Genomic DNA, 24,307 nt, shown 5'->3' with positions numbered 1-24,307 from the left:
ACATAAAATTTTAAAACTATGTCTAAATTTAAAAAGAAAGGAAATGGTGATTTACCAGCTATCTCTACCGCTTCCTTACCAGATATCGTGTTTATGTTGTTATTCTTCTTTATGGTAGCAACAGTTATGAGACAAAACACTCTTAAAGTAAAGAATGAGTTGCCTTATGCTGACCAAGTAGAAAAGTTAGATAAGAAAGATTTGGTGATGTATATATATGCAGGTAAACCAAGTGAGCGTTATCAATCTACATTTGGTAAAGAAGCACGTATTCAGTTAAATGATAAATTTGCAGATGTTAAAGACATACAGCAATTTATATATACTGAGAGAGAATCTAAGCGTGAGGAGTTAGTTCCTCTATTAACAACAGCTTTAAAAGTTGATAAAGAGACTAATATGGGTCTTGTATCAGACATTAAGCAAAAGCTTAGACGTGCAGAAGCACTTAAAATAAACTATACCACAAGAAAAGGTGAGTCTAGTAAGAATAATGAATAAACTTGTCTTAGTTTAATTCTTAAAAATCCCAATCATTTATTTGATTGGGATTTTTTTATGCCCATACTTTAATAGATTGTACTTTTGCTATTGTGAAACATATTATACTCATACTTTTAACATCGATTTCTATTGTAAGCCTGAGGGCTCAAGAGTCTCCAGAACGTTACGACAGTAGGTTCGATTCTATTCAAAAAACTACAGTTGATAGTCTTTACTTAGAGGATCAATTTTATGTGGGATTTGGCTTTAACTTACTTTTAGATAAACCAGAAGGCTTTTCTCAAAATGGTTTTTCTGGTGGTTTACACTTAGGCTATATAAGAGATATTCCAATTAACAAGCGAAGAAACTTTGGTTTTGGTATTGGTGTTGGTTGGTCTATAAATACTTATAACCAAAATCTTTTCATTGGAGAAAAAGAAACTGAACAAACTATATTTAATGTTGTAGATCGAGGTGATTTAGATGTTAATACAAATAGATTTAGTACGTATTTAATAGAAGCTCCTTTAGAGTTGCGTTGGAGAACTTCTACAGCAACAGATTATAAGTTTTGGAGAATTTATGCTGGCGTAAGATTAGGGTACATATATCACTTTAAATCGAAGTTTGAGCAACCTAATAATGCAGTTAATCAAACACAGTTAGATGAATTGAATAGATTTAGAGTTGCTGGTACATTTACTTTTGGTTATAATGTATTTAATTTTAGTTTTTACTATAGCCTTAACCCTTTATTTGATGGCACTTTAGAAGATGAAAATACTCCTGTTAATTTGGTGCCTTTAAAAATAGGCTTAATGTTTTATATTCTTTAACTATAGCCAAAACTTCAATAAGAATAGTTGAGGCAGGAAACCAATTGCTATTCCTAAAATAACTTCTACAACTGTATGGGCCTTTGCATAAAGTCTTGAAGATGCTACCCAACCATTTATTATTACAAGTGCACTTATAATGGCTAACAAGTTTATATTGTAATGAATACTTAGGGCAATTGTAAACATAGCTAAGCCAGAAACACCAACCATATGCAAGCTTACTTTAATCTTAAGTAATGCCAATAAGAAATTAGTAATTGAAGCGATTAATATACCTCCAAAAAAGTAATATAATTCAGGTACATCTATTCTATTTATTATTACATTCATTAAGAGCAAAAGCAAGATAACAAAGAACAATAAAGGCAATCTGCGTTCTTTTATATTTTTTAGAAATATAGATTGTGCTAGCCCCATATTTTTAAGCATAAAAAAATAAATGATAGGGATAAGCATTGTAACAATGCCAATGGCTAATAGTTGCGCTTTAATAATGTAAATATCTATATACCGAGGTGTAATATAGAAATAGAAAAAACTTCCTATAAAGGGCATCCAAAGTGGATGAAATAAATAGGACCCAAGTTTAAGAAACCACTTCATTAAATTTCTTTTCTTAGCCTTGCAACAGGAATATCTAGTTGTTCTCTATATTTAGCAATGGTACGTCTTGCAATAGGATAACCTTTTTCTTTTAAAATTTTTGCAAGCTTTTCATCTGTTAATGGTTTGCGTTTATTCTCTTCTGCTACAGTTATCTCTAATATTTTTTTTATCTCTCTAGTAGAAACCTCTTCGCCTTGGTCATTAGTCATAGACTCACTAAAAAACTCTTTAATAAGTTTTGTACCATAAGGAGTATCTACATATTTACTATTGGCTACGCGCGATACTGTAGAAACATCCATTTCTATTTCATCTGCTATATCCTTAAGAATCATAGGTCTTAAATTGCGCTCGTCTCCAGTTAAGAAGTATTCTTTTTGATAATGCATAATAGAGCTCATTGTAACAAATAGAGTTTCTTGACGTTGTTTAATGGCTTCAATAAACCACTTGGCAGCATCTAGCTTTTGTTTTATGAACATCACAGCATCGCGCTGCGCCTTGGTTTTTTCTTTAGCCTCTTTATAGCCTTTCATCATATTGCTATAATCTCGAGACACGTGCATTTGTGGTGCATTACGACCATTTAGTGTAAGCTCTAAATCACCATCTACAATTTTAATAGTGAAATCTGGCACAACGTGTTCTACAATACGTGTATTCCCAGAATAAGCGCCGCCAGGCTTTGGATTTAAATGTTCTATTTCATCTATAGCTTCTCTAAGCTCATCTTCTGTAATATCAAACTTAGATAATAGTTTGGAGTAATGTTTTTTAGTGAAATGATCAAAAGCATCTTCAATCAAACGAATAGCAAGATCTATATCTTTAGTAGGTGTTTTTCTTTTTAACTGTATTAATAAGCACTCTTGTAAAGACCTTGCTCCAACTCCTGCAGGATCTAATTGATGTACAATCTGTAAAATTTTAGATACAGTTTCGTTGTCTGTGTATACATTTTGAGTAAATGCCAAATCATCTACCATATCATCTATGGAGCGTCTTATATAACCGCTTTCATCTACACTACCTACAAGAAACTCGGCAATTTGCCTATCAGTATCACTCAACCTATAGGTTTGTAACTGTGTCTTTAAAAATTGACCAAAAGATGTTCCAGATGCGTAGGGTACACTTTTTTCCTCATCATCTGCACTATAATTATTAGCATTTAATCTATAGCTAGGAATATCATCATCACTAAGATATTCATCAACATTTATATCTGTTTCAATTGTTTCTCGCTCTTCATAATCATCTTGAGAATTGTCAAAATCATCATCATATTTTTCATCTCTTTCCTTGCCACTATCAAGGGCAGGATTTTCTTCTAATTCCTGCTTTACACGTTGTTCAAACGCCTGTGTAGGAAGTTGTATAAGCTTCATCAACTGTATTTGTTGAGGAGAAAGCTTTTGAGATAATTTATATTTAAGTTGCTGTCTTAGCATGTATGGAGTTGGTTTACTAGTAAATTTACCAAAATGATGCCATAAAAACGTTAGGATGGCTTAGTTTATGATAGGTTTAATAATTTTTCAAAACGTTTTGGCAATTCTGAAGTTGTAAAAACCTCATTACCAGTAACTGGATGTTTAAATTGAATAGATTTAGCGTGTAGCAACAATTTTTTATTTTTTTCTGAAGATATGCCATATAGTTGATCACCTACAATAGGATAACCAGCATTAGAAGTGTGTATTCTTAATTGATGCGTCCTTCCAGTTTTTGGGAATAGCTCAACTAAAGAATATATATCATCTTTAACTTTAAAAGTTTTAATGATTTCTAATTTACTTTCAGATTCTTTGCCATCAATATTGTCGTTAAAAAGCATGTTACTATCTGGAGTATTGTGTACAACTGCAATGTATGTTTTTTGAATGCCCTTTAACTCTAGTTGTTTGTTTAAATTTATTTGAGAAGATTTGGTCTTAGCAACCACTAAAACTCCAGATGTAGGATTGTCTAACCTATGTATGGGTTGTGGTATTAAAAGAGCATCATTTTTAGTGGAAATCTTTAAATTATAGGGTAAGGCTCTAGCAATTGTTTTAAAGAAATTACCACTTGTAGGATAACCTGCTGGTTTATTTATAACGGCTACATAGTCATCTTCAAATAACACATCAAGGTTAAGCTTAAAATGTTTAGTTGTAGGTTTTAATTGAAAAACTTCTAGAAGTTGTCCTTCTTCAATCCAATCTGCAGAGTCTGCTTGTTTACCATTAATAAATATTAATCCTTTTTTTATAGCCTTTTTTACACTGCTTCTGCTAGGTAATGTATTAAAGACTAACGGCCCATATTCTTGAATTCGAATATGAGCCGTAACTTCTTTTACAGTATGTTTTTCAACTAATTGCAATTTTAAAACTCTGCATTAAGCGGTGTTCTAGGAAATGGAATTACATCTCTTATGTTACCCATACCGGTAGCAAATTGTACAAGGCGTTCAAAACCTAATCCAAAACCACTATGCACACACGTGCCAAATTTTCTTGTATCTAAATACCACCAAAGCTCTTCTTCAGGTATGTCTAGAGCAGCCATTTTATCTTTTAGAACATCCAGACGCTCTTCACGTTGTGAACCACCAACTATTTCTCCAATACCTGGAAAAAGTATGTCCATAGCTCTTACTGTTTTTCCATCTTCATTTAAACGCATATAAAACGCTTTAATGTTAGCTGGATAATCAAATAAGATTACAGGGCATTTAAAGTGTTTCTCTACTAAGTAGCGTTCGTGCTCAGACTGTAAATCTGCGCCCCATTCTTCAATTATATATTTAAACTTTTTCTTTTTATTTGGTTTAGAGCTCTTTAGTATATCTATAGCTTCTGTGTAACTAACACGCTTAAAATTATTTTCTAAAACAAACTTTAGTTTGTCTCTTAATAACATGTCTGCACGTTCTGCTTGAGGTTTTGATTTATCTTCTTGAACCAATCTGTTTTCTAAAAACTCAAGATCTTCATCACAGTTTTCTAAAACATAACCAATTACATATTTTATGAAATCTTCTGCTAAGTCCATATTGCCTGCAAGATCACAAAATGCTACTTCAGGCTCAATCATCCAAAATTCTGCTAAATGTCTAGAAGTGTTTGAGTTTTCTGCTCTAAATGTTGGGCCAAATGTATAAACTTGTCCTAAGCCCAATGCAAAAGTTTCAGCTTCTAATTGACCGGAAACCGTTAAGTTGGTTTCTTTTCCGAAGAAATCTTCTTTGTAGTTTATGCTACCATCCTCATTTTTAGCAGGATTTTTTAAATCCATTGCAGTCACTTTAAACATTTCTCCAGCACCTTCTGCATCGCTTCCTGTAATAATAGGCGTGTTTACATAGTAAAAACCGTTGTCTTGAAAATACTTGTGTACAGCAAATGATAGTTTTGAGCGTAATCTCATTACTGCTGCACCAGTGTTTGTTCTTACTCTTAGGTGTGCCTGCTCTCTAAGTTTTTCTAAGCTATGACGCTTAGGGGATAAAATTGTAAGCTTAACATCTTCAGGATTTGCTACACCTTCTATTTTTATGTCTTTTACTTGTATTTCCACGCGTTGTCCTGCGCCTTCACTTTCTTCTAAAATACCCTTAATGCGTACTGCTGCACCAATATTAATTTCTTTTAATATGTCTTCTGGCAAGTTTTCAAAATCTATAACACATTGTAGGTTATTAATTGTAGAGCCATCATTTAAAGCTAAGAATCTATTGCTTCTAAATGCTTTTACCCATCCGTTAACTGCTATTTCTTGATGATATTGCTCGCTTTTTAAAACGTCTGCAACTTTAAGTGTCTTCATTGGTTTTACTTTAAGGCACAAAGATAAATGTATCTATACAAAGTATAAAGATATTAGTGCTAAGAGTTTGTTTGAAAATAGTTTTAAAAGAAAAAACCCACTAATAAAAATTAGTGGGTTTTTAAAAATTGTTAAAGCAAATATTAAGCTTCGAAAGGTACTACGCTTACGTAAGATTTATTGTTTGCTTTCTTTGTAAATTTCACAACGCCGTCAACTCTTGCGTGAAGCGTATGATCTTTACCGGCGTACACATTTTCACCTGGATTATGTGCAGTACCACGTTGTCTTACGATGATATTTCCTGCAACGGCAGCTTGACCACCAAAAATCTTTACACCTAAGCGTTTCGATTCTGATTCTCTACCGTTCTTCGAACTACCAACTCCTTTTTTGTGAGCCATGGTTTTAAATTTTAGTCCTTAAATTAAGGATAAGGTTATACTTAAGCGTTATTTTTCAATTCCGCCGTCTAATTTGTCTTGATATTCTTTAAGTTCATCCCACTTACCATCTGCTGCCATTTGAGCTTGCTTTGGCCAAGTGTCTGTCACTAAATGTGCTAGTCTTGAACTTGCTTCAGATAAAATCTCAGAAATATGTTCTGGAGTTTCCTTAGCTAATTTTTCAAAAGTGTCAACTCCTGCATTCACTAACGCTTCTGCTGCTTTAGGACCTGCGCCTTCAATCTTTTTAAGATCGTCTGCTTTTCCAGATGCTTTCTTTGCAGTAGCTTTTGGTGCTGCTTTAGCTGTTTCTTTTTTCGCTTTTGGCTTAGCTTCTGCTTTACTTGAAGTCGCCTTTTTCTTAGCGCCTGAAGCAGTAATGCTTTCAATTACGATTTCAGACAAGTATTGTCTGTGTCCGTTTTTTACTCTGTAACCTTTACGTCTTTTTTTCTTAAAAACGATTACTTTGTCACCTTTAAGGTGCTTTACGACTTTTGCGCCTATTAGCGCGCCGTCTATAGCTGGGGCGCCTAAAGTAATGTTATCTCCATCACCTACAAGAAGTACATTGTCAAACTCGACACTGTCACCTTCTTCTGCAGACAAACGGTTAACATAAACCTTTTGGTCTTTCTCAACTTTAAATTGATGCCCTGCTATCTCTACAATTGCATACATAGCGTACTTATTAAATAATTAATTTAAAAATTCACCTTCTTTAAAAGGCGGGTGCAAATATACTGCTAATCGCTAAAATAACAAGAACTTATATAGTTATTTTTTTTCTTCTTTGTTGTAAGTGTGTCTTTTACCATCTTTTGTATTCCAACTTTTCTTAAATAGTTGCATAAAAGAGAGTGTTAATACAACACTTGTTGCAAACCCCATGATAATAACTTCGAATAAAAAGAGTCCTAAACCTGTTTCTCCTGTTAAACGCCATTGTATATTATCTAAAAATGCTGGGTTTAGGTGAGACGCATAAATACCCATAAACACACTAAATAAAATTGTAGCGTTAAAACCAGATAGCATTCCTGCTGCAAAGCCTTTTTGATATTTAAATTTTTCACCTTTAAGTAGCTTATAGTGCTTTATGCCTTCATAAATACCATAACCGGCTATAACACCATTTAATAAACTATATATAGGGTTGGTATGTGCACCAAATAATGACAAAATTAAGAAGTATGCTATTAATGCAGTGCCAATAGCTAATCCGTATTTTATAGGAATGGTTAGATTTTTCATAAATAAAAACGTTGATTTACGTAAATTTCAGAAAAAACTCTGTTATTTTCACTTAATGGGCTGTTAATTTTGACAACCTTAAGTATTGTATGAGTGATTATCTTTTGAACCTTTCTTTATAATGAAACGCTTTCTAGTTTTCTTGCTGGCATTTTTTTTAAACGTACCTGTCTTTTCTCAGGTGCCGGCAGAAGAGCCTGTAGATCAAAATTTAGGCGAGTCTTTTAAAACAATAAATGATTCTACTTTCGTATTAAGGAATGGATTAACTGTTATACTCTCAAAAAATACTTCTAAAGTAATTTCAGTAGAATTGTCTATTAATAATTTGCCCCATTCAGATTTTCAAATCGCAGGAATAGATGCTGTAACAGATAATCTTTTAAATGCCAAGGGTGATAATTACTCTGCAGAGACAAAAGAAGGGCTTGTGGAAGTAAATTTAGGTATCAACAAGTCAAATTTTACAAGTTTGACATCTAAGTTCACAGATCATTTTGAGTGGTTTGCAAATGTTTTAGTTTCTCCAAAATTTTCAGAAAATCAATTACAAACTGAAAAATCCCAGTTAATTTCGAGCATTTCTAACACAACAGATAATCCTTTAGATATTGTTAACCGTGTAGGGAAAACACTTTCCTATGGTCCAGAACATCCTTATGGAGAGCTTTCAACAATAAAAACATTAAACGCAATTACACTACAAGATGTAATAATACACTACCAACGTTTTGCTGTTCCTAAAAATGCATCACTTCATATTAAAGGTGATTTATCTATCAACTTTCTTAAAAACTTGCTTTTAAACACTTTTTCAAATTGGACCGCGTCTAATTCTTTAAACTCAACCGTAGCAGAAACCGTAAACCCACAATATACTCAGCTTAATTTTATACAGAACGATAGTATAGAGTATAGTAGGATTCAATTTTTAAATACCACAGATTTAAGTAAAGAAAGCGTTGATTATCCTGAAAGCTTAGTAGCTTTAAAATTACTTAACACGTTATTAAGTAATGAATCATATGAAACACAAGCCTTCTTAGAAATATTGCCATTAGCATCTAGAGCCATAGTAAATGTTAGTACAGCTTCTAAACAAACGCCAGAAGTTATCATGGATGTTTTAGATATCATTAAAACTATAAGAACTCAACAGATTGATGATTCTAGATTAAAAAAAATAATATCTGAGCTCAAAGAGGCTTATCCAAATGTTGATTTTAGTGAGGTAGATGCAAATAAAGTAAGGTTGGCATCTGTACTTCATTTTAAAGTAAACCAAATGCGTATAGTTATTATGGCAGATGGTTATAAGTTTTACGAACGTCTTAAAGATATTAAGCTGAAAGGAAAAACTGTCCCTGTAAAATTTTACAATACAAGAGCAGAGCGTGTAGAAGATATTAAATTTGAAAGAAAACTTCCCGAAGGTGTAACAATAGAAACTGTTTTTGAAAATTATTTAAATGCAATTGGAGGTATAGAAAAGGTTATAAAAATAAATAGCCTTACCATAAAGGCGAAAGCCGTTATCAATGAAACGCGATTAAATTTAGAAATAAAAAAGAGCGTAGATAATAACTACATGTCTCAAGTCTTAGTTGGAGGTAATACATTGAGTAAGTTGGTAATTACAGAAGACAGCAGTTACATTTGGTCTGGTGGTCAAAAAAAATCTATAGGAAGTTCAGAATTAAACGCTTTAAGATATAAATCTCATCCTTTTTTGGAGTTGCTGCCAGAATACTCTAAGCTACTGAGAATTGAAACTTTAAATGAGAGAGATGTGCTAGTAGTAGCGTTTAGTGATGTGTCTGAAGAATATTATGATTTTAAAACAGGTTTAAAAACTCAAAGTGTAGTTTTCGATAAAGATTCTGGCGAAAAAATTATTACGAGTTACCGAAACTATAGCAATGTTGAGGGTATTTTATACCCTTCAGAAATTTCTCAAAAAATTGGAGATGCAACACTCTTTTTTGAAGTAACAGAAATTAAAGTAAACCCCACTTTTAAGCCTTCAGAATTCGAGTAACATTTAATTCGGCTAGACCAATTTAAGGCCACTCAATATTTTTTCTATTTAAAATGTAACATGTAGTACTATTAGGCTACATATATAACTGTAAACCATATTAATTAATTAAACTAAACAAAATATGAAATTACTAACCTTTTGGGGTTGTGCATTTTTAGCAGTATTTACTGCCCAGGCACAACAGGTTGAATTCACAGAATTTGATCTTGATAACGGCTTACACGTTATCCTGCATCAAGATAATAGCGCACCAGTAGTAACCACTGGCGTAATGTATCACGTAGGTGCAAAAGATGAAGCTCCAGGAAGAACTGGATTTGCACACTTTTTTGAACATTTACTTTTTGAGGGCACAGAAAATATTGCACGTGGTGAGTGGTTTAATATTGTAGCTGCAAATGGCGGAAGCAATAATGCCAACACAACTCAAGACAGAACATATTACTATGAAACTTTTCCTAGCAATAGTTTAGAGTTAGGGCTTTGGATGGAATCTGAACGTATGTTACACCCAGTAATTAATGAAATTGGGGTAGAGACTCAAAATGAAGTTGTAAAAGAGGAAAAGCGTTCACGTATAGATAATGCGCCTTATGGTAAGATTATTTATGCAACGGGTATTAATAAATATGTGTTTGATAAACATCCGTATGCTAATTCTGTAATAGGAAGCATGGAAGATTTAGATGCAGCAGAACTTCAAGAGTTTAAAGACTTCTTTAAAAAATATTACGCGCCTAACAATGCTGTATTAGTTGTTGCAGGAGATATAGACGTAGCTAAAACTAAAGCTATGGTGAAAAACTATTTTGGAGCAATTCCTTCTGGAGAAGAGGTTGCTAGAGTAGATATAAAAGAAACTCCAATTTCAGAAACTATTACAGCAACTGAATATGATGATAACATTCAAATTCCTGCAAAATTATATGTGTACAGAACACCATCTATGAAAGAAAGAGATGCTTATATCTTAGAGATGATTTCTTCAATTCTTACAGACGGAAAGAGTTCTCGTATGTATAAGAAAATGGTAGATCAAGATAAAACAGCTTTACAGGTGTTAGCATTTACAAGACCTCAGGAAGATTACGGTACATATATTATGGGCGCACTGCCATTAGGAGATACAGAGCTATCTACTCTTGCAACAGCTATGGACGAGGAAATTAATAAGCTTAAAAATGAATTAATTTCAGAAAGAGAATATCAAAAACTTCAAAATAAGTTTGAGAATAACTTTGTAAGTTCAAACTCTAGTATTCAAGGTGTGGCTAACTCATTAGCAAGATACTATATGCTTTATGAAGATATTAATCTTATAAATAAGGAAATAGAAATTTACCGTTCTATAACTCGAGAAGAGATTAAAGAAGCAGCTAATAAATATTTAAATAAAAATCAGCGTTTGGAGTTGGATTACTTACCAACACCAGAGTCTAAATAATATTAAAAAATATAAACTTTATGAAAACTAAATTAGTTTCCATGCTTATGATTTGCTTTGTCACTTTAGGTGTCACAGCACAAATCGACAGAAGCAAACAACCACAACCAGGACCAGCACCAACCATTAATTTGGGACAGCCAGATAGCTTTACTTTAAAAAATGGACTTAGAGTATTGGTGGTAGAGAACAATAAACTTCCAAGAGTAACAGCAAGTTTAATTCTAGATAATGATCCGCATTCAGAAAATGAAAAGGCAGGACTAGGTAGCCTTACTGGCGCAGTATTAGGAAATGGTACTAAAACTATTGCTAAAGAAGCATATCTTGAAGAAGTAGATTTTTTAGGAGCAAATGTATCTATAGGAGCAGAAAGTGCTTTTGCTAGCTCATTATCAAAATATTTTCCTAGAGTATTAGAGCTTATGGCAGATGGAGCCTTAAATCCTCTAATTACTGAAACAGATTTTGAAGCAGAAAAAACAAAGTTAATTGAAGGTATTAAGAGTAACGAAAAGTCTGTTGGTGCAGTAGCAAGTAGAGTTAGTTCTTACTTAGCATATGGCGAAAAACACCCTTATGGTGAGTTTGCTACAGAAGAAACAATTAATAACATTACGTTTCAAGATGTAAAGTCTTACTACGATCGCTACTTTGTACCATCTAAGGCATATTTAGTAATTGTTGGTGATATTGAATTTAGAGATGCTAAAAAATTGGTTAAAGATGCCTTTGGAGATTGGAAAAAATCTGAAGCGCTTTCTAAAACCACAGTAAAGCCAGTAAACGCACAATACACACAGGTAAACTTTATAGACATGCCTAATGCAGTTCAAAGTGAATTGAGATTAGAAAACACTATAGATTTACAAATGAATGATGAAGATTATTTTAGCGCTTTGGTGGCTAACCAAATCTTAGGTGGTAGCTTCGGAAGTTATTTAAATATGAACTTGCGTGAAGCTAATGGTTATACGTATGGAGCGCGATCTAGTATTGGGGCAGATCCTTATGCATCTCGATTTGTAGCATCAACAAGTGTTAGAAATGAAGTGACAGACTCTGCAATTGTCGAGATGGTTAAAGAATTAAGACGTATTCGTACAGAACCAGTTTCTGCACAAGACCTTAATAATACAAAGAATAAATACGCTGGAAACTTCGTGTTACAATTAGAAAACCCAGCAACTATTGCAAATTTTGCTTTAAACATAGAACGTTACAATCTTCCAAAAGATTTTTACAAAAACTACCTTAAGAATATTAATGCTGTAACTATGGAAGATGTTCAAGCTGCTGCAAATAAATATGTAATGGTAGATAATATGAGAATTGTTGTAGCGGGAAAAGGTAAAGATGTAGTAGAAGGTTTAGAAAACTTAAATCTTAACGGTAAGAAAACACCTGTTTTTTACTTTGACAAGGAAGGAAACAAGGTAGATAAACCTGTTTATGATAAGGAAATACCAGAAGGTGTAACAGCTCAAAGTGTTTACAATAGTTATTTAGAGGCTATTGGAGGAAAAGCTAAGGTAGAAGCTGTGAATACATTATCTATGACAGCTGGAGCTACAATGCAAGGCACGCCATTAGAGCTAGAGATTAAGAAGTCTAAAGCAGGAAAAATGGCTCAATCACTTTATGTAATGGGTAATGTAATGAGCAAACAAGCATTTAATGGAACAAGTGGTTATGCTATGGCACAAGGTCAAAAGGTACCTTATGACGAAGAGCAAATTGCAAAAGGTAAAACAGATGCACTTCCTTTTCCAGAACTTAATCTAGGTGAAGCAAAGTTAGTTAGGATAGAAGCGGTAGATGGTAGTGACGCTTATGTTGTAATGCCTTCAGAAAATGTTGAAGATTATTATGATGTAAAATCAGGACTAAAGGTTAAATCTACCCAAACAAGATCACAAGGTGCTCAAACAATGGTTGTAACAACTCTTTATAAAGACTATCAAGAAAAAGAGGGTATTATGTTCCCTATGACTATTTCACAGTCTTTCGGACCACAATCTATAGATTTTAAAGTATCTAATATAGTTGTAAATCCAGAGTTTGCAGACTCAGATTTCGAATAAATCAACATAGATTTATTCAGTTAAATGCAAGAATTTCTTTTTAATCCAACCTTGTTGCGTCATTAAAAAGTACAATTGAAACAAAAGAGTATCTTATTTACTATTTTTGGGTTTTCAATTACAGTACTATGACGACTAAACACAACTGGACTACAGAAGAAATTCTTGACATTTATAATAAACCCTTTATGGATTTGCTGTATGAAGCAGCAACTGTACATAGAGAATTCCACGACCCTAATACGGTACAAGTATCAACATTACTTTCAATTAAAACAGGTGGTTGCCCAGAAGACTGTGGCTATTGTCCTCAAGCAGCGCGCTATCATACAGATATAGAAGGAAATGATCTTATGGGTGTGCAGCAAGTAAAAGCACAAGCATTAAGAGCAAAAGCAAGTGGCTCTTCCAGAGTATGTATGGGAGCAGCTTGGCGTAATGTAAAAGACGGCGAAGAGTTTGAGCAAGTATTAGAAATGGTTCGTACCATTAATAAACTTGAAATGGAAGTTTGCTGTACGTTAGGAATGCTTACCGAAAATCAGGCACACCGATTGGCAGAAGCTGGTTTATATGCCTATAACCACAATTTAGATTCTTCTGAAGAATATTACAAAGAAGTAATTTCTACTAGAGGTTTTGAAGACCGCTTAAAAACAATAGATAACGTAAGAAAAACAAATGTTACTGTGTGTAGTGGCGGTATAATTGGAATGGGTGAAAGTACTAAAGACCGTGCAGGAATGTTGGTAGCTTTAGCAACGTTAAACCCACAGCCAGAATCTGTACCTATAAATGCATTAGTAGCTGTAGATGGTACGCCATTGGAAGATCAAGAGCCAATACCTATTTGGGATATGGTGCGTATGGTGGCAACGACACGTATTGTAATGCCACAAACGCAAGTACGTTTATCTGCTGGAAGAACACAAATGAGTAGAGAAGGACAAGCAATGTGTTTCTTTGCAGGTGCCAATTCTATATTTGCAGGAGATAAGCTATTAACAACGCCTAATCCAGATGTTAATGAAGACATGGAAATGTTTAAAGCATTAGGTCTTAATCCTCAAAAGCCTTTTGTAAAGAAATCTCAGCCAGAAACTGTGGAGTCTCAAGATTCAAAGTACCAAGCATTGGGAGAAAAACCAAAATGGTCTCGTCCTGGTCATAAAATTGAACGTAACGAAGAGGCAAAAGGTAAGGCTAAAGTAGTATAAAGTTTACTTATAGCTTAATTAAAACTGTTTTTTACAGCTGTGTAATAAGCACCTTTTATTTCGTTAATTTTGTTCATTAAAAATGACGCACGTTATTTATGTGCAGAAATTATGAGTGATACCCTTCATTTAGAAGACATACCGAGAGTAAAATCTATTTCAAAAGAAGATTTTATTGAACATTACTTAAAACCACAGAAACCTGTTGTTATAGAGCGTTTAATAGAAGATTGGCCCGCTTTTAAAAAATGGGATTTTGAATATATAGATTCTGTTGCAGGAAATTTAAAGGTGCCGTTATATGACGATAGGCCTATTTCCAGCAAGCTTAAATTTAATGAGCCTCACGCAGAAATGAAGATGAAAGATTATATTAAGCTTCTTAAAAAGCAACCAACTAATTACCGCATTTTCCTTTATAATTTAATGAAGCAAGTTCCGGTTTTGCAAAAGGATTTTAAATATCCTAGTATGGGTTTAAGATGGGTTAAGAGTGTGCCTTTTTTATTTTTTGGAGGCGAAAACTCTAAAGTGTTTATGCATTATGATATAGATTATGCAAACATTTTTCATTTCCATTTTCAAGGCAAAAAGCGTTGTATTTTATTTCCGCAGTCCGAAACTAAATATCTTTATAAAGTTCCTAATGCGTTAGTTGCAAGACAGGATATAGATTTTAGCAAGCCAGACTTCACAAAATGGCCAGCTTTAAAACAGGCTGAAGGATTGGTTTGTGAATTAAATCATGGTGAAACATTGTATATGCCAGAAGGTTATTGGCATTATATGCATTATTTAACACCAGGATTCTCAATGAGCTTGAGAGCATTTCCTAAAAGTGTTACTAACCTTTCTAAAGCTGTTTACAACTTAGGATTTATGCGTTACTTTGATAACCTTATGAGAAAAATAGCTGGAGAACGTTGGATACAGTATAAGAATAGAGAAGCAATAAGACGAACGCATAAGCGTAATAACTTAAGTACAAAGCACTAATTAACTATCTCATTTACTTTTTCAAATACTAAGCTAGACTCCCAGCCACGGTATAGGAGGTAGTCTGCCAGCTTCTTTTTAATTTTTTGGGGTTGTGTTTCTTTAATTTGTTTTAGGCGTTTAAAAGCGAGCTCGTTAAATGTTGTGTAATATTCCTCAGTAGGAATTTCTGTTAATGCAAATTCTATGTTTCGTTTAGATATTTGCCTAAATTTAAGCTCTGAGATTATTCGACGCTTTCCCCATTTTTTTATCCTAAACTTTCCTCTTGCAAAGCTTCTTGCAAAGCGCTCTTCATTAAGATAGTTTTCTTGTAGTAGTATATAAATAATATGATCTCTTGCATCAGGAATCATATTCATTTTTTTAAGTTTTTCTTCAACTTCTTTGTGGCATCGTTCTCTATATGCACAATAGCGCTTTAAAGCTTGCTCTGCTTCTTTTACGGTGTAAGATGTTTGGGATTTAGAGTTCATGTTTAAGCAAGATACAAATTATGCATTTTTAATATTGTATGATATTGAAAGTGTGGTATAAAAAAACCCACATCAAAATTAATTGATGTGGGTTTTAATATTTTATAACTTCATGAGTTTTCCATCTTTATCATGAAAGTGATATTCAAGATATGTGTAAGCATCTCTTGGTAAAACTTTTACCCAACGCTTATGGTCAAAAAACCAATTGGCGCGTGGAGAAGGAAATCCTCTAGTTAAATAAGCGGCAATAAATGGATGAGCAGTAATACTCATTTTTTTATGCCCTTTTTTAATTGCTTTTTGCAAGTCCGTTTTAATTTTCTCAACAATAATTATAGGAGCTTCAATTTCTTCGCCTCCGTTGTTGCTAGGGTTTACCTCGCGTGTTTTAATGTTGGTTTCTGGTCTTGTACGCTGTCGCGTTATTTGTATGAGTCCAAATTTACTTGGAGGTAATATTTTATGTTTTGCGCGGTCGTCACTCATTTCATCTCTTAGATGGTCAAAAAGCTTACGTCTGTTTTCAGCTTTTCCCATATCAATAAAGTCGACAACAATAATGCCTCCCATATCTCTAAGGCGTAATTGTCTTGCAACCTCTGTTGCGCTAATCATATTTACCTCAAGTGCTGTGCCTTCTTGGCTTTTGCTCTTATTGCTTCTGTTACCACTATTTACGTCGATAACGTGCATGGCTTCAGTATATTCTATAATGAGGTAAGCACCTTTACTCATAGAAACTGTTTTGCCAAAGGACGTTTTAATTTGTCGCTCGATACCGAATTTTTCAAAAATTGGCACTTTGCTGCTATCGTAATACTTAACGATAGACTCTTTTTCTGGCGCTATTTCGCCAACGTAATCTTTTATCTGAGTATGTAAGGTCTCATCATCTACGCATATAGACGTAAAGCTGTCATTAAATACATCTCTTAGGATGGATGACGCTTTATTCATTTCGCCTAATACTTTTGTAGGATAGTTTGGCCTATACATTTTTTTGCACATAGCCGTCCAGCGATCCATCAAATTTTGAAGATCTGTATGGATGTCGGCTACTTTTTTGCCTTCTGCAACAGTACGAATTATAACGCCGAAGTTATTCGGCTTAATGCTTTTTACAAGTCTCTTAAGGCGTTCTTTTTCTTCTTTAGTTCCTATTTTGGTAGAAACAGAAATTCTATTTGAAAAAGGAACCAAGACAATATAGCGTCCGGCAAGCGAGAGCTCGCTGCTAATTCTTGGGCCTTTAGTTGAGATAGGTTCTTTTACAACTTGTACTAAAATGGATTGATTAGATTTTAACGCATCGTTAACGGTGCCATTTTTATCTATATCTTTTTCCAAAGGAAAGTTTTTTAAAGAGAAGTCTTTAAGCTTTCCTGTTGTTACTTGTTTAACGAATTTTAATAATGAACCTACTTGTGGGCCAAGGTCATGATAGTGTAAAAAACCATCTTTTTCATAGCCAACATTTACAAAGGCGGCATTTAAGCCAGGTACAGTTTTGCGTATTTTTGCAGTGAAAATATCACCAACAGCAAACTTGTTATCATCTTCGTCTTGTTGAAGTTCTATTAATCGTCCGTCTTTTAATAAGGCAAAATCTACTCCAGATGAACTCGTTCTAATAATTAACTCTTTGTTCATATTAGTTAGATTTATACACGCACACTGTGCAAATGCACAATACTTGTGTGGTGTTATTTATATTTATGTCACACAGGACAGTAACTATTAGGTATAATAGCTTTCTTAACAATTACTAGTTTTTTATGTAAAACTGTAATCTATGTCAATGAACGTAAAAACAAGAAAAAGTAGTATAAGACTACTTTTTCTTGTGGCGGTTAGCTCTACGACGTTTCTTACGTTTGTGAGTAGCTACCTTATGTCTTTTTCTTTTCTTACCACTTGGCATACGCTGTGTTATTTAAGATTAATTAATATTTTAAATTTATTTCTTTACAGAAACATTTTCTTTTACGCCTTCCATAAATACTTTAGCTGGCTTAAAAGCAGGGATGTTATGTGCAGGAATTTTAATAGTTGTATTCTTAGAAATGTTTCTTCCAGTTTTTTCAGCACGTTCTTTAATGATGAAGCTTCCGAAACCTCTTAAATAAACATTCTCACCACCTTCTAAAGATGTCTTCACTTCCTCCATAAAGGTTTCAACTGTAGCTTGAACTTCGTTTTTTTCCATTCCAATGCGATCTGCAATCTTAGCTACGATATCTGCTTTTGTCATAATATGTATTAATATTGGGGTTTGATAATTTTTTTTGCGGGTGCAAATATAAGCATTAATATCTCATTATTTCAAACCTAATTCTCTTAATTATAACCTAATAAAGTTTTTACCTTGCCAAGATATGCAAAAAGACCTTAATTTTTCCAAAATACTCATTAATTGGTATTTAAAGTACAAAAGAGACTTGCCTTGGCGGCATACTACCGATCCGTATTTTATTTGGTTGAGTGAAATTATGCTGCAACAAACCCAAGTTGCACAAGGATTACCTTATTATTTAAAGTTTACAGAGACATATCCCACAGTTTTTCATTTGGCTAAAGCTTCTCAAAAAGAGGTATTGAAAAATTGGCAAGGCCTAGGCTATTATTCCCGCGCAAGAAATTTACATGAGACAGCAAAATATGTAGCAAATGAGAGAGATGGTAAATTCCCTGAAGATTATAAGGGACTTTTAAGACTAAAAGGCGTTGGAGATTATACCGCTAGTGCTATAGCTAGTATTTGTTATAACGAACCCGTTGCTGTTGTAGATGGTAACGTTTATAGAGTGCTTTCAAGATACTTTGGTATAGAAACTCCTATTAATTCAACAAAAGGTATAAAAGAATTTAAAGCTATGGCAGAGTTGCTTCTGGATGAAAAGCAACCTGCGTTATTTAACCAAGCCATTATGGAGTTTGGTGCTAGGCATTGCAAACCTAAGAATCCGTTTTGTGATACATGTCCTTTTAGTGATAGTTGTAAGGCTGTGCAAGATGATAACGTATTAAGTTTACCCGTAAAACTGAAAAAGACAACAATTAAAAAACGATATTTAAACTATGTAGTTATACTGTCTGACAATGAAAACACACAAATAAAACAACGAGTAGGCAAAGGTATTTGGCAAGGATTGTACGAGTTTCCGTGTATCGAAACTAAAAAAGACATTTCTGAAACGGAGTTCTTGTCTCTTTTTAAGGCTTCAGAAATAAGTAATAATATTAATGAAAACTACAATGTTTCGCTATTTAATGATGTTCCAATAGTACACAAACTTTCACACCAGCACTTGTATACTAAGTTTTGGATTGTAAGAGTAAGTACTATAAACGATGGTATACCTACACATCAACTTAAAGACTATCCCGTTCCTGTTTTAATAGCGCGATTTTTAGAAGATTTTTCATTTTAAGTGACACACAACACTTTGTTAACAATCTACTTAAAATCAGTAGATATTTGTATTTTTACAAAAAATTAAATTATGGCTGGTACGTTGAATAAGGTGATGCTAATAGGGCATACAGGAGATGAAGTTAAGATGCACTACTTTGAAGGTGGCGGCAGCATTGGCCGTTTTCCTTTAGCAACTAATGAGGAGTATACCAACCGTACTACTGGTGAGCGCGTTTCTAATACAGAGTGGCATAACATTGTAGTGAGAAATAAAGGTGCAGAGGTTTGTGAAAAATACCTTAAAAAAGGAGATAAGGTATATATTGAAGGTCGTATTAAGACTAGAAAGTGGCAAGATGATAAGGGAATGGATAGGTACTCTACAGAAATACAATGTACAGACTTTACGTTCTTAACGCCAAAAGACCAACAAGGTGGTCCAGTACAACAACCATCACAAAGTCAAAACCAATCTAATAACACTCAGCAACAATCACAGCCAGCTCAGCAAGCAAGTCAACCTCAAGTTAGCCAATCTTCTTCTGTAGATGAAGACGACGATTTGCCATTTTAATTTAAGTTAAACTAATTTATAAGTATTTGGATCCTGATCCCTCGAGTTTACCGTTATTATTAGTCTCTTTCGACTTTTCACAGATTTTTAGCATTATAGTGCTAATGGTGCTACTTTTATGTTCTGCATTAATATCTGGTTCTGAAGTAGCTTTATTTTCATTAGCACCAACAGATTTTGAGCCAGACGAAACTAAACGCTCTGCCAAAGAACAAATTGTAATAAATTTATTAGATAGACCCAAGAAGCTTTTAGCAACAATTTTAGTAGCTAATAACTTTATAAATATTGCTATTGTGTTATTATTTGCTTCATTAGGAGAATACTATCTAGGCAATTTAAATTTAGAGACTCAAATAATTGGTTACAGTATAGATTTTAGATTTATTATTGAAGTTGTAATCGTCACCTTCCTAATATTGCTTTTTGGTGAGATTTTGCCTAAGGTTTATGCAAATAGGAACAATGTAAAATTTGCTTTTGCAATGGCTTATCCGTTAAGGGTTTTAGATAAAGTATTTTCACCTATTAGCTTACCAATGCGTGGCATTACTTTAGGAATACATAGGCGCTTAGGGAAGCAAAAATCTAACATAAGTGTAGATCAGCTATCACAAGCATTGGAACTTACAAGTGAGGAAGATACTACTAAAGAAGAGCAAAAAATACTACAAGGCATTGTCTCTTTTGGTAATACAGATACCAAACAAGTCATGAAACCGAGAATGGATATTTTTGCCCTAAATGTAGAGCAGAGCTACAAAGAAATTATTCCTGAGGTTATTGAAAAAGGATATAGTCGTATTCCCGTTTTTGAAGAAAGTATAGATAACGTTCAAGGTATACTTTATGTGAAAGATTTATTGCCTTATTTACATAGAAAAGTATTTGATTGGACTACACTTTTAAGAGAACCCTATTTTGTTCCAGAAAACAAGAAGCTAGATGATTTGCTAAATGAGTTTAAAGACAAAAAAAATCACTTAGCAATTGTGGTAGATGAATATGGTGGTACTAGTGGTTTAATCTCGTTAGAAGATATTATTGAAGAAATAGTGGGCGATATTAGTGATGAGTTTGATGATGAAAATCTCATATTTAGTCAATTAGATGAGTTTAATTATATTTTTGAAGGAAAAACTCCATTAAAAGATTTTTATAAAGTCATTAAACTAGAAAACAATTCTGGTTTTGAAGATTTTAAAGGTGAAGCTGAAACTCTTGCTGGTTTTGTTTTGGAGATTTCTGGAGGCTTTCCTCAAAAAGGTGAGATACTAAGTTTCGAGAATTATACGTTTACAATTGAAGCAATAGATAACAAACGTTTAAAACAAATAAAATTTAGCATTCATCCAGAGTGAGGTATTTAGTCGTCATCATATCATTATTATGTTTTTGGTCCTGCCAAGAAGAAATGCAACCTAAACCTAAAGCGTTTTTGGCTTTAGAGTATTCTAAAGCAGAATATAAAAAAGTAGATGTTGGTTGCGCTTATACTTTCGAAATAAACACAATGGCCAAGGTTAAGCCATCTCGCGTAAATAATCCTTGTTGGGTAGATATAGAATATCCAGAACTTAATGGCACATTATTTATAACTTATCAAGAAGTAAATGGTAATCTTGACGCTTTATTACGTGATGGCCAAAAGCTACCATTGCAGCATACCAAAAAAGCAGATGTGATTGAAGGAGATCAATACCTTAATCCATCTCATAATACCTACGGTATGTTTTATGAGGTAGAAGGTAATGCTGCTAGCCAAGCGCAATTTTATGTTACAGATAGCATTAATCATTTTTTAACTGGCGCTATTTACTTTAGGGCAACACCTAATTTCGATTCAATTTATCCTGCTGCTGCATATCTTAAAAATGATATTAAGCAACTTATGGAAACTGTGGAGTGGCAAGACTAGGTCTTTAGTTAACAGTTTCACAATTAATAATTCTTTAGCGTAAAGGCTTTATAAACCTATGTATCTTTAGGTTAAAACAATTTATTATGTCTTTACTAACCATCATTTTAAGTATTTTATTACCACCATTAGCAGTAGCTTTAAAAAAAGGCCTAGGTGTCGATTTTTTAATTAATTTACTATTAACTGCTTTAGGTTGGTTACCAGGAGTAATTCACGCATTTTACGTAAACTCTAAATAAATACAGATTACCCATTAATCGTATAGTAACCCTTTTTAAATTCCGACTTTTGCAAACTTAAATATAGGTTATGCATCAAGATCGTATAAAATGGGTTTACCTTATAATACTCTCATTAGTTTGGGGCAGTTCTTTTATTCTTATAAAAAAAGGATTGTTAGGCTTAACACCATTGCAATTAGGGGCAACTCGTATTTTAATTGCAGGCATGGTGCTTATTGCTATAGGTTTTAAACATTTAAAATCAATTAAGAAAAGTGAGTGGAAGTGGGTGATACTTTCTGGCTTTTTAGGGACGCTAATACCGGCTTTTTTAATTGCATTTGCCGAAACAGAGATAGATAGTGCAGTTGCTTCTATTTTAAACTCTACAACACCACTATTAGCGCTTATATTAGGCGTTCTAGTATTTGGCGTAGCTTTTGTTAAGCGACAAGCAATAGGTGTATTTATAGGCTTATTAGGTTGCTTAGTCTTAATATTTAGTGGTGCTAATGTTAACCCTCATCAAAATTATTGGTTTATTGGGTTTGTATTAGTGGCTTCGGTTTGCTATTCAATAAATGTAAACCTTATTAAACAGTATATGCAAAATATACATCCTATAGGAATTACTGTTGGTAATTTTATAGGGATTATGATTCCTGCTTTTATAGTACTAATGTTCTCAGATTTTCCTTTTTCTGAAGTTACATCAAATCCGAAACTATACAATGCACTAGGTTATGTAGTCTTACTGGCCATTATTGGTACGTGTATGGCTAAAGTTTTATTTAATAAATTGGTACAAATGAGCAGTGCAATTTTTGCTACATCTGTAACTTACCTTATACCTATTGTTGCTTTATTTTGGGGTGTACTTGATGATGAAGATTTTGGATTTTGGCAGTTTGTAGGAATGGGAATTATATTATTTGGCGTATTTCTAGTAAACTCTGGAAAAAAGAAAGTATAAAAAAAGCCCGCAATTTGCGGGCTTTTTAATAATATACTATTAAGAATTACTCACCTGCAACACTAATGTTGTCTACGTGATATCTTGTAGTTTCTGAGTCTGTACCTTCATAGAAGAATGCAATATAAACATCACCATCATAACCTGAAAGATCTACAGCAGGAATAGATTGGAAGCCTCCAAATCCAGATCCTGGTCCGTCAGGAATGTTAGCATTTAAATCTGTCCAAGTTGCTGTTGAAGCATCTCCAGTGAAATCTGTAGAGATAAGAACAGAAAGAATGTTACCATTATCAAACGCAATTTCTAAATCGAAACGTAAAGTTTCATTTTCTGTTGCATCTAAGTTAATAGCTGGTGTTACTAAATATACATCTGCTTCTGCTTGACCGCTGTTAAAAGCAGAAATACGAGCATATGTGTTATCGTTAAAAGAAGAAGAGAACCAATCTACAGAACCACCGCTAACATTTTGGTTTGTCCAACCTTCATTAGCAACAAGATCTTCGATAGATGCACCTTCAAAGTTTTGAGTAAAGAATGGTGTTGGAGGATCGCAACGCTCACCTGTTAAGTTTACAGTTTCTGGAGAATTTACATTAATTATGTAGTCTTCCCCAAAGAAGTTTAATGATAAAATACCATCTATAGATCCAGATCCAGAAGGAAGTGTTAAGCCTTTAAAGTCTGCAAATGTACTTGTGCTAAAAATAATAGAGTTAGTAACATCTGTTCCAGCTTCATTACATTCTTGCAAAATACGCTCACCATCAAACTCATCTGAAGTCTCACCAGCGTAAGTTATACCATTATTTACATCATCTTGAGTAAACTGTACGCTTGGTACACTTAAATAAAGGTTTAAGTATTGGTTTGCATATGCGTCATCTTCATCTACGTCTGCTTTAATTTCGCTAATTGTTTTTACTAAAGGAACAATTTCTGCAGTTTCTGTAGAACGTACAATAACTTGGCTTTGTAAAGAAGGCGCAATTTTACCAATACGGTCACCATCTTGAACACCTAATGTAAGTACACCACTATCTAAACCAACACTAAGACCATCTAATCTTATAAACACTTTTCTACCAAACTCATAAGATGTAAATAATGGGTTTACATCAATTAATAATTTAATACCAACTGTTGGATTTTCAGCTTTATCTTGAAGAATTATTTCTTCGAAGAAGTTACCACCTTCATCAGAAGAGATTACATAACCTTCCATATAAGTTGCTGTATCATCACTTTCATCATCATAAGTGAAGAAATTAAATGTATCCTCATTGTAGAAAAAGTCTTGAGCTTGTACAAAATCTGCTTGTACAGCACCAATACCTATTACTTGACCATCAAGGTTTACTTCTTGTGGTGCTGTATTAGGAATATCAAAATCGTCATCTTGAACGCAAGATGCAAGAACTACTATACTTAGTAGAAATGTTGCTAATAATTTAAAATTCGTTTTCATCATTATTGTATTTATAGTGTTGTTCTA

24 protein-coding genes are annotated in these 24,307 nt (G+C 33.5%); 13 read left to right on the top strand and 11 right to left on the bottom strand.

Going from position 1 to position 24,307, the window contains the following annotated elements; genetic code table 11:
- The first annotated feature begins 18 nt into the window (after nt 1–18).
- Together CL818_RS08470 and CL818_RS08465 are read left to right on the top strand one after the other, a co-directional pair.
- Nucleotides 19–501, top strand: coding sequence for an ExbD/TolR family protein (locus CL818_RS08470; RefSeq protein WP_272972925.1), 483 nt, complete (start codon nt 19–21; stop codon nt 499–501).
- A 92-nt stretch (nt 502–593) separates the two neighbouring features.
- The gene (locus CL818_RS08465) at nt 594–1,322 is read left to right on the top strand and encodes a porin family protein (RefSeq protein WP_272972926.1); all 729 of its coding nucleotides are present in this window, start codon (nt 594–596) and stop codon (nt 1,320–1,322) included.
- Here the strand turns inward: CL818_RS08465 and CL818_RS08460 are convergent, their stop codons facing one another.
- From CL818_RS08460 to CL818_RS08430, 7 genes are all read right to left on the bottom strand, one after another.
- Nucleotides 1,323–1,928 (bottom strand): hypothetical protein, encoded by a 606-nt coding sequence (locus tag CL818_RS08460; protein WP_272972927.1) that lies wholly within the window; start codon nt 1,926–1,928, stop codon nt 1,323–1,325. It abuts the gene before it with no gap.
- The gene (rpoN, locus tag CL818_RS08455) at nt 1,928–3,382 is read right to left on the bottom strand and encodes an RNA polymerase factor sigma-54 (protein WP_272972928.1); all 1,455 of its coding nucleotides are present in this window, start codon (nt 3,380–3,382) and stop codon (nt 1,928–1,930) included. The genes CL818_RS08460 and rpoN overlap by 1 nt, the downstream gene beginning before the upstream one ends.
- A 65-nt stretch (nt 3,383–3,447) precedes the next feature.
- On the bottom strand, nt 3,448–4,299 hold the full coding sequence (locus tag CL818_RS08450; RefSeq protein ID WP_272972929.1) for an RluA family pseudouridine synthase: 852 nt from the start codon (nt 4,297–4,299) through the stop codon (nt 3,448–3,450).
- 2 nt (nt 4,300–4,301) lie between these two features.
- Nucleotides 4,302–5,744, bottom strand: a complete 1,443-nt coding sequence (asnS, locus tag CL818_RS08445; protein WP_272972930.1) for an asparagine--tRNA ligase — start codon at nt 5,742–5,744, stop codon at nt 4,302–4,304.
- Between the two features lie 143 nt (nt 5,745–5,887).
- Nucleotides 5,888–6,148 (bottom strand): 50S ribosomal protein L27, encoded by a 261-nt coding sequence (gene rpmA, locus CL818_RS08440; protein WP_013186312.1) that lies wholly within the window; start codon nt 6,146–6,148, stop codon nt 5,888–5,890.
- Nucleotides 6,149–6,196: 48 nt separating this feature from the next.
- A complete protein-coding gene (rplU, locus tag CL818_RS08435; protein WP_013186311.1) occupies nt 6,197–6,871 on the bottom strand; it encodes a 50S ribosomal protein L21 in 675 nt (224 codons plus the stop codon).
- Between the two features lie 96 nt (nt 6,872–6,967).
- The gene (locus CL818_RS08430; RefSeq protein ID WP_272972931.1) at nt 6,968–7,444 is read right to left on the bottom strand and encodes a DUF4199 domain-containing protein; all 477 of its coding nucleotides are present in this window, start codon (nt 7,442–7,444) and stop codon (nt 6,968–6,970) included.
- Between the two features lie 121 nt (nt 7,445–7,565).
- On the opposite strand from CL818_RS08430, the gene CL818_RS08425 reads away from it, so the two are divergent.
- From CL818_RS08425 to CL818_RS08405, 5 genes are all read left to right on the top strand, one after another.
- Nucleotides 7,566–9,482, top strand: coding sequence for a M16 family metallopeptidase (locus CL818_RS08425; RefSeq protein WP_272972932.1), 1,917 nt, complete (start codon nt 7,566–7,568; stop codon nt 9,480–9,482).
- 124 nt (nt 9,483–9,606) lie between these two features.
- Nucleotides 9,607–10,929 carry a M16 family metallopeptidase gene (locus CL818_RS08420; RefSeq protein ID WP_272972933.1) on the top strand — a complete coding sequence of 441 codons (1,323 nt, stop codon included), beginning with the start codon at nt 9,607–9,609 and terminating at the stop codon, nt 10,927–10,929.
- A gap of 20 nt (nt 10,930–10,949) precedes the next feature.
- Nucleotides 10,950–13,013 (top strand): M16 family metallopeptidase, encoded by a 2,064-nt coding sequence (locus CL818_RS08415; protein WP_272972934.1) that lies wholly within the window; start codon nt 10,950–10,952, stop codon nt 13,011–13,013.
- 128 nt (nt 13,014–13,141) lie between these two features.
- Nucleotides 13,142–14,230 (top strand): biotin synthase BioB, encoded by a 1,089-nt coding sequence (gene bioB / locus CL818_RS08410; protein WP_272972935.1) that lies wholly within the window; start codon nt 13,142–13,144, stop codon nt 14,228–14,230.
- A 111-nt stretch (nt 14,231–14,341) separates the two neighbouring features.
- A complete protein-coding gene (locus CL818_RS08405) occupies nt 14,342–15,226 on the top strand; it encodes a cupin-like domain-containing protein (RefSeq protein WP_219359839.1) in 885 nt (294 codons plus the stop codon).
- Here CL818_RS08405 and CL818_RS08400 read toward each other — a convergent pair.
- The 3 genes from CL818_RS08400 to CL818_RS08390 form a co-directional block, all read right to left on the bottom strand.
- On the bottom strand, nt 15,223–15,702 hold the full coding sequence (locus tag CL818_RS08400; RefSeq protein WP_013186304.1) for a regulatory protein RecX: 480 nt from the start codon (nt 15,700–15,702) through the stop codon (nt 15,223–15,225). The two genes, CL818_RS08405 and CL818_RS08400, sit on opposite strands and share 4 nt — an antisense overlap.
- A gap of 102 nt (nt 15,703–15,804) precedes the next feature.
- Entirely contained in the window at nt 15,805–17,355 is a 1,551-nt protein-coding gene (locus CL818_RS08395) for an Rne/Rng family ribonuclease (RefSeq protein WP_286972662.1), read from the bottom strand.
- A 307-nt stretch (nt 17,356–17,662) separates the two neighbouring features.
- Nucleotides 17,663–18,004, bottom strand: coding sequence for an HU family DNA-binding protein (locus CL818_RS08390; protein WP_474375491.1), 342 nt, complete (start codon nt 18,002–18,004; stop codon nt 17,663–17,665).
- Nucleotides 18,005–18,080: 76 nt separating this feature from the next.
- Between CL818_RS08390 and mutY the strand changes: the two genes are divergently transcribed.
- The 6 genes from mutY to CL818_RS08360 all read left to right on the top strand — a co-directional run bounded on the left by mutY (nt 18,081) and on the right by CL818_RS08360 (nt 22,809).
- A complete protein-coding gene (gene mutY, locus CL818_RS08385) occupies nt 18,081–19,136 on the top strand; it encodes an A/G-specific adenine glycosylase (RefSeq protein ID WP_286972661.1) in 1,056 nt (351 codons plus the stop codon).
- Nucleotides 19,137–19,208: 72 nt separating this feature from the next.
- The gene (locus CL818_RS08380) at nt 19,209–19,694 is read left to right on the top strand and encodes a single-stranded DNA-binding protein (protein WP_013186300.1); all 486 of its coding nucleotides are present in this window, start codon (nt 19,209–19,211) and stop codon (nt 19,692–19,694) included.
- Between the two features lie 26 nt (nt 19,695–19,720).
- The gene (locus CL818_RS08375) at nt 19,721–21,055 is read left to right on the top strand and encodes a gliding motility-associated protein GldE (RefSeq protein WP_272972937.1); all 1,335 of its coding nucleotides are present in this window, start codon (nt 19,721–19,723) and stop codon (nt 21,053–21,055) included.
- The gene (gene gldD / locus CL818_RS08370) at nt 21,052–21,612 is read left to right on the top strand and encodes a gliding motility lipoprotein GldD (protein ID WP_219359842.1); all 561 of its coding nucleotides are present in this window, start codon (nt 21,052–21,054) and stop codon (nt 21,610–21,612) included. The genes CL818_RS08375 and gldD overlap by 4 nt, the downstream gene beginning before the upstream one ends.
- Nucleotides 21,613–21,698: 86 nt before the next feature.
- The gene (locus CL818_RS08365) at nt 21,699–21,854 is read left to right on the top strand and encodes a YqaE/Pmp3 family membrane protein (RefSeq protein ID WP_013186297.1); all 156 of its coding nucleotides are present in this window, start codon (nt 21,699–21,701) and stop codon (nt 21,852–21,854) included.
- Nucleotides 21,855–21,924: 70 nt separating this feature from the next.
- Nucleotides 21,925–22,809: a DMT family transporter gene (locus CL818_RS08360; protein ID WP_272972938.1), complete on the top strand. Its 885-nt coding sequence runs from the start codon at nt 21,925–21,927 to the stop codon at nt 22,807–22,809.
- Between the two features lie 46 nt (nt 22,810–22,855).
- On the opposite strand, the gene CL818_RS08355 is transcribed toward CL818_RS08360, so the two are convergent.
- The gene (locus CL818_RS08355; RefSeq protein WP_148232768.1) at nt 22,856–24,283 is read right to left on the bottom strand and encodes a DUF5689 domain-containing protein; all 1,428 of its coding nucleotides are present in this window, start codon (nt 24,281–24,283) and stop codon (nt 22,856–22,858) included.
- Nucleotides 24,284–24,307: the final 24 nt, after the last annotated feature.

The organism is Croceibacter sp., from assembly GCF_002716225.1.
Lineage (GTDB): Bacteria > Bacteroidota > Bacteroidia > Flavobacteriales > Flavobacteriaceae > Croceibacter > Croceibacter atlanticus.
This window is presented reverse-complemented; position numbering and strand designations above follow the sequence as displayed.

Bases quoted from the DNA above. Each gene is read 5' to 3' on its own strand.
- CL818_RS08460 (WP_272972927.1), bottom strand. From the start codon at position 1,928: ATGAAGTGGTTTCTTAAACTTGGGTCCTATTTATTTCATCCACTTTGG.
- bioB (WP_272972935.1), top strand. From the start codon at position 13,142: ATGACGACTAAACACAACTGGACTACAGAAGAAATTCTTGACATTTAT.
- CL818_RS08425 (WP_272972932.1), top strand. From the start codon at position 7,566: ATGAAACGCTTTCTAGTTTTCTTGCTGGCATTTTTTTTAAACGTACCT.
- CL818_RS08395 (WP_286972662.1), bottom strand. From the start codon at position 17,355: ATGAACAAAGAGTTAATTATTAGAACGAGTTCATCTGGAGTAGATTTT.
- rpoN (WP_272972928.1), bottom strand. From the start codon at position 3,382: ATGCTAAGACAGCAACTTAAATATAAATTATCTCAAAAGCTTTCTCCT.
- CL818_RS08470 (WP_272972925.1), top strand. From the start codon at position 19: ATGTCTAAATTTAAAAAGAAAGGAAATGGTGATTTACCAGCTATCTCT.
- CL818_RS08430 (WP_272972931.1), bottom strand. From the start codon at position 7,444: ATGAAAAATCTAACCATTCCTATAAAATACGGATTAGCTATTGGCACT.
- rplU (WP_013186311.1), bottom strand. From the start codon at position 6,871: ATGTATGCAATTGTAGAGATAGCAGGGCATCAATTTAAAGTTGAGAAA.
- mutY (WP_286972661.1), top strand. From the start codon at position 18,081: ATGCAAAAAGACCTTAATTTTTCCAAAATACTCATTAATTGGTATTTA.
- CL818_RS08365 (WP_013186297.1), top strand. From the start codon at position 21,699: ATGTCTTTACTAACCATCATTTTAAGTATTTTATTACCACCATTAGCA.
- CL818_RS08400 (WP_013186304.1), bottom strand. From the start codon at position 15,702: ATGAACTCTAAATCCCAAACATCTTACACCGTAAAAGAAGCAGAGCAA.
- CL818_RS08355 (WP_148232768.1), bottom strand. From the start codon at position 24,283: ATGATGAAAACGAATTTTAAATTATTAGCAACATTTCTACTAAGTATA.
- CL818_RS08380 (WP_013186300.1), top strand. From the start codon at position 19,209: ATGGCTGGTACGTTGAATAAGGTGATGCTAATAGGGCATACAGGAGAT.
- CL818_RS08405 (WP_219359839.1), top strand. From the start codon at position 14,342: ATGAGTGATACCCTTCATTTAGAAGACATACCGAGAGTAAAATCTATT.
- CL818_RS08420 (WP_272972933.1), top strand. From the start codon at position 9,607: ATGAAATTACTAACCTTTTGGGGTTGTGCATTTTTAGCAGTATTTACT.
- asnS (WP_272972930.1), bottom strand. From the start codon at position 5,744: ATGAAGACACTTAAAGTTGCAGACGTTTTAAAAAGCGAGCAATATCAT.
- rpmA (WP_013186312.1), bottom strand. From the start codon at position 6,148: ATGGCTCACAAAAAAGGAGTTGGTAGTTCGAAGAACGGTAGAGAATCA.
- CL818_RS08415 (WP_272972934.1), top strand. From the start codon at position 10,950: ATGAAAACTAAATTAGTTTCCATGCTTATGATTTGCTTTGTCACTTTA.
- CL818_RS08360 (WP_272972938.1), top strand. From the start codon at position 21,925: ATGCATCAAGATCGTATAAAATGGGTTTACCTTATAATACTCTCATTA.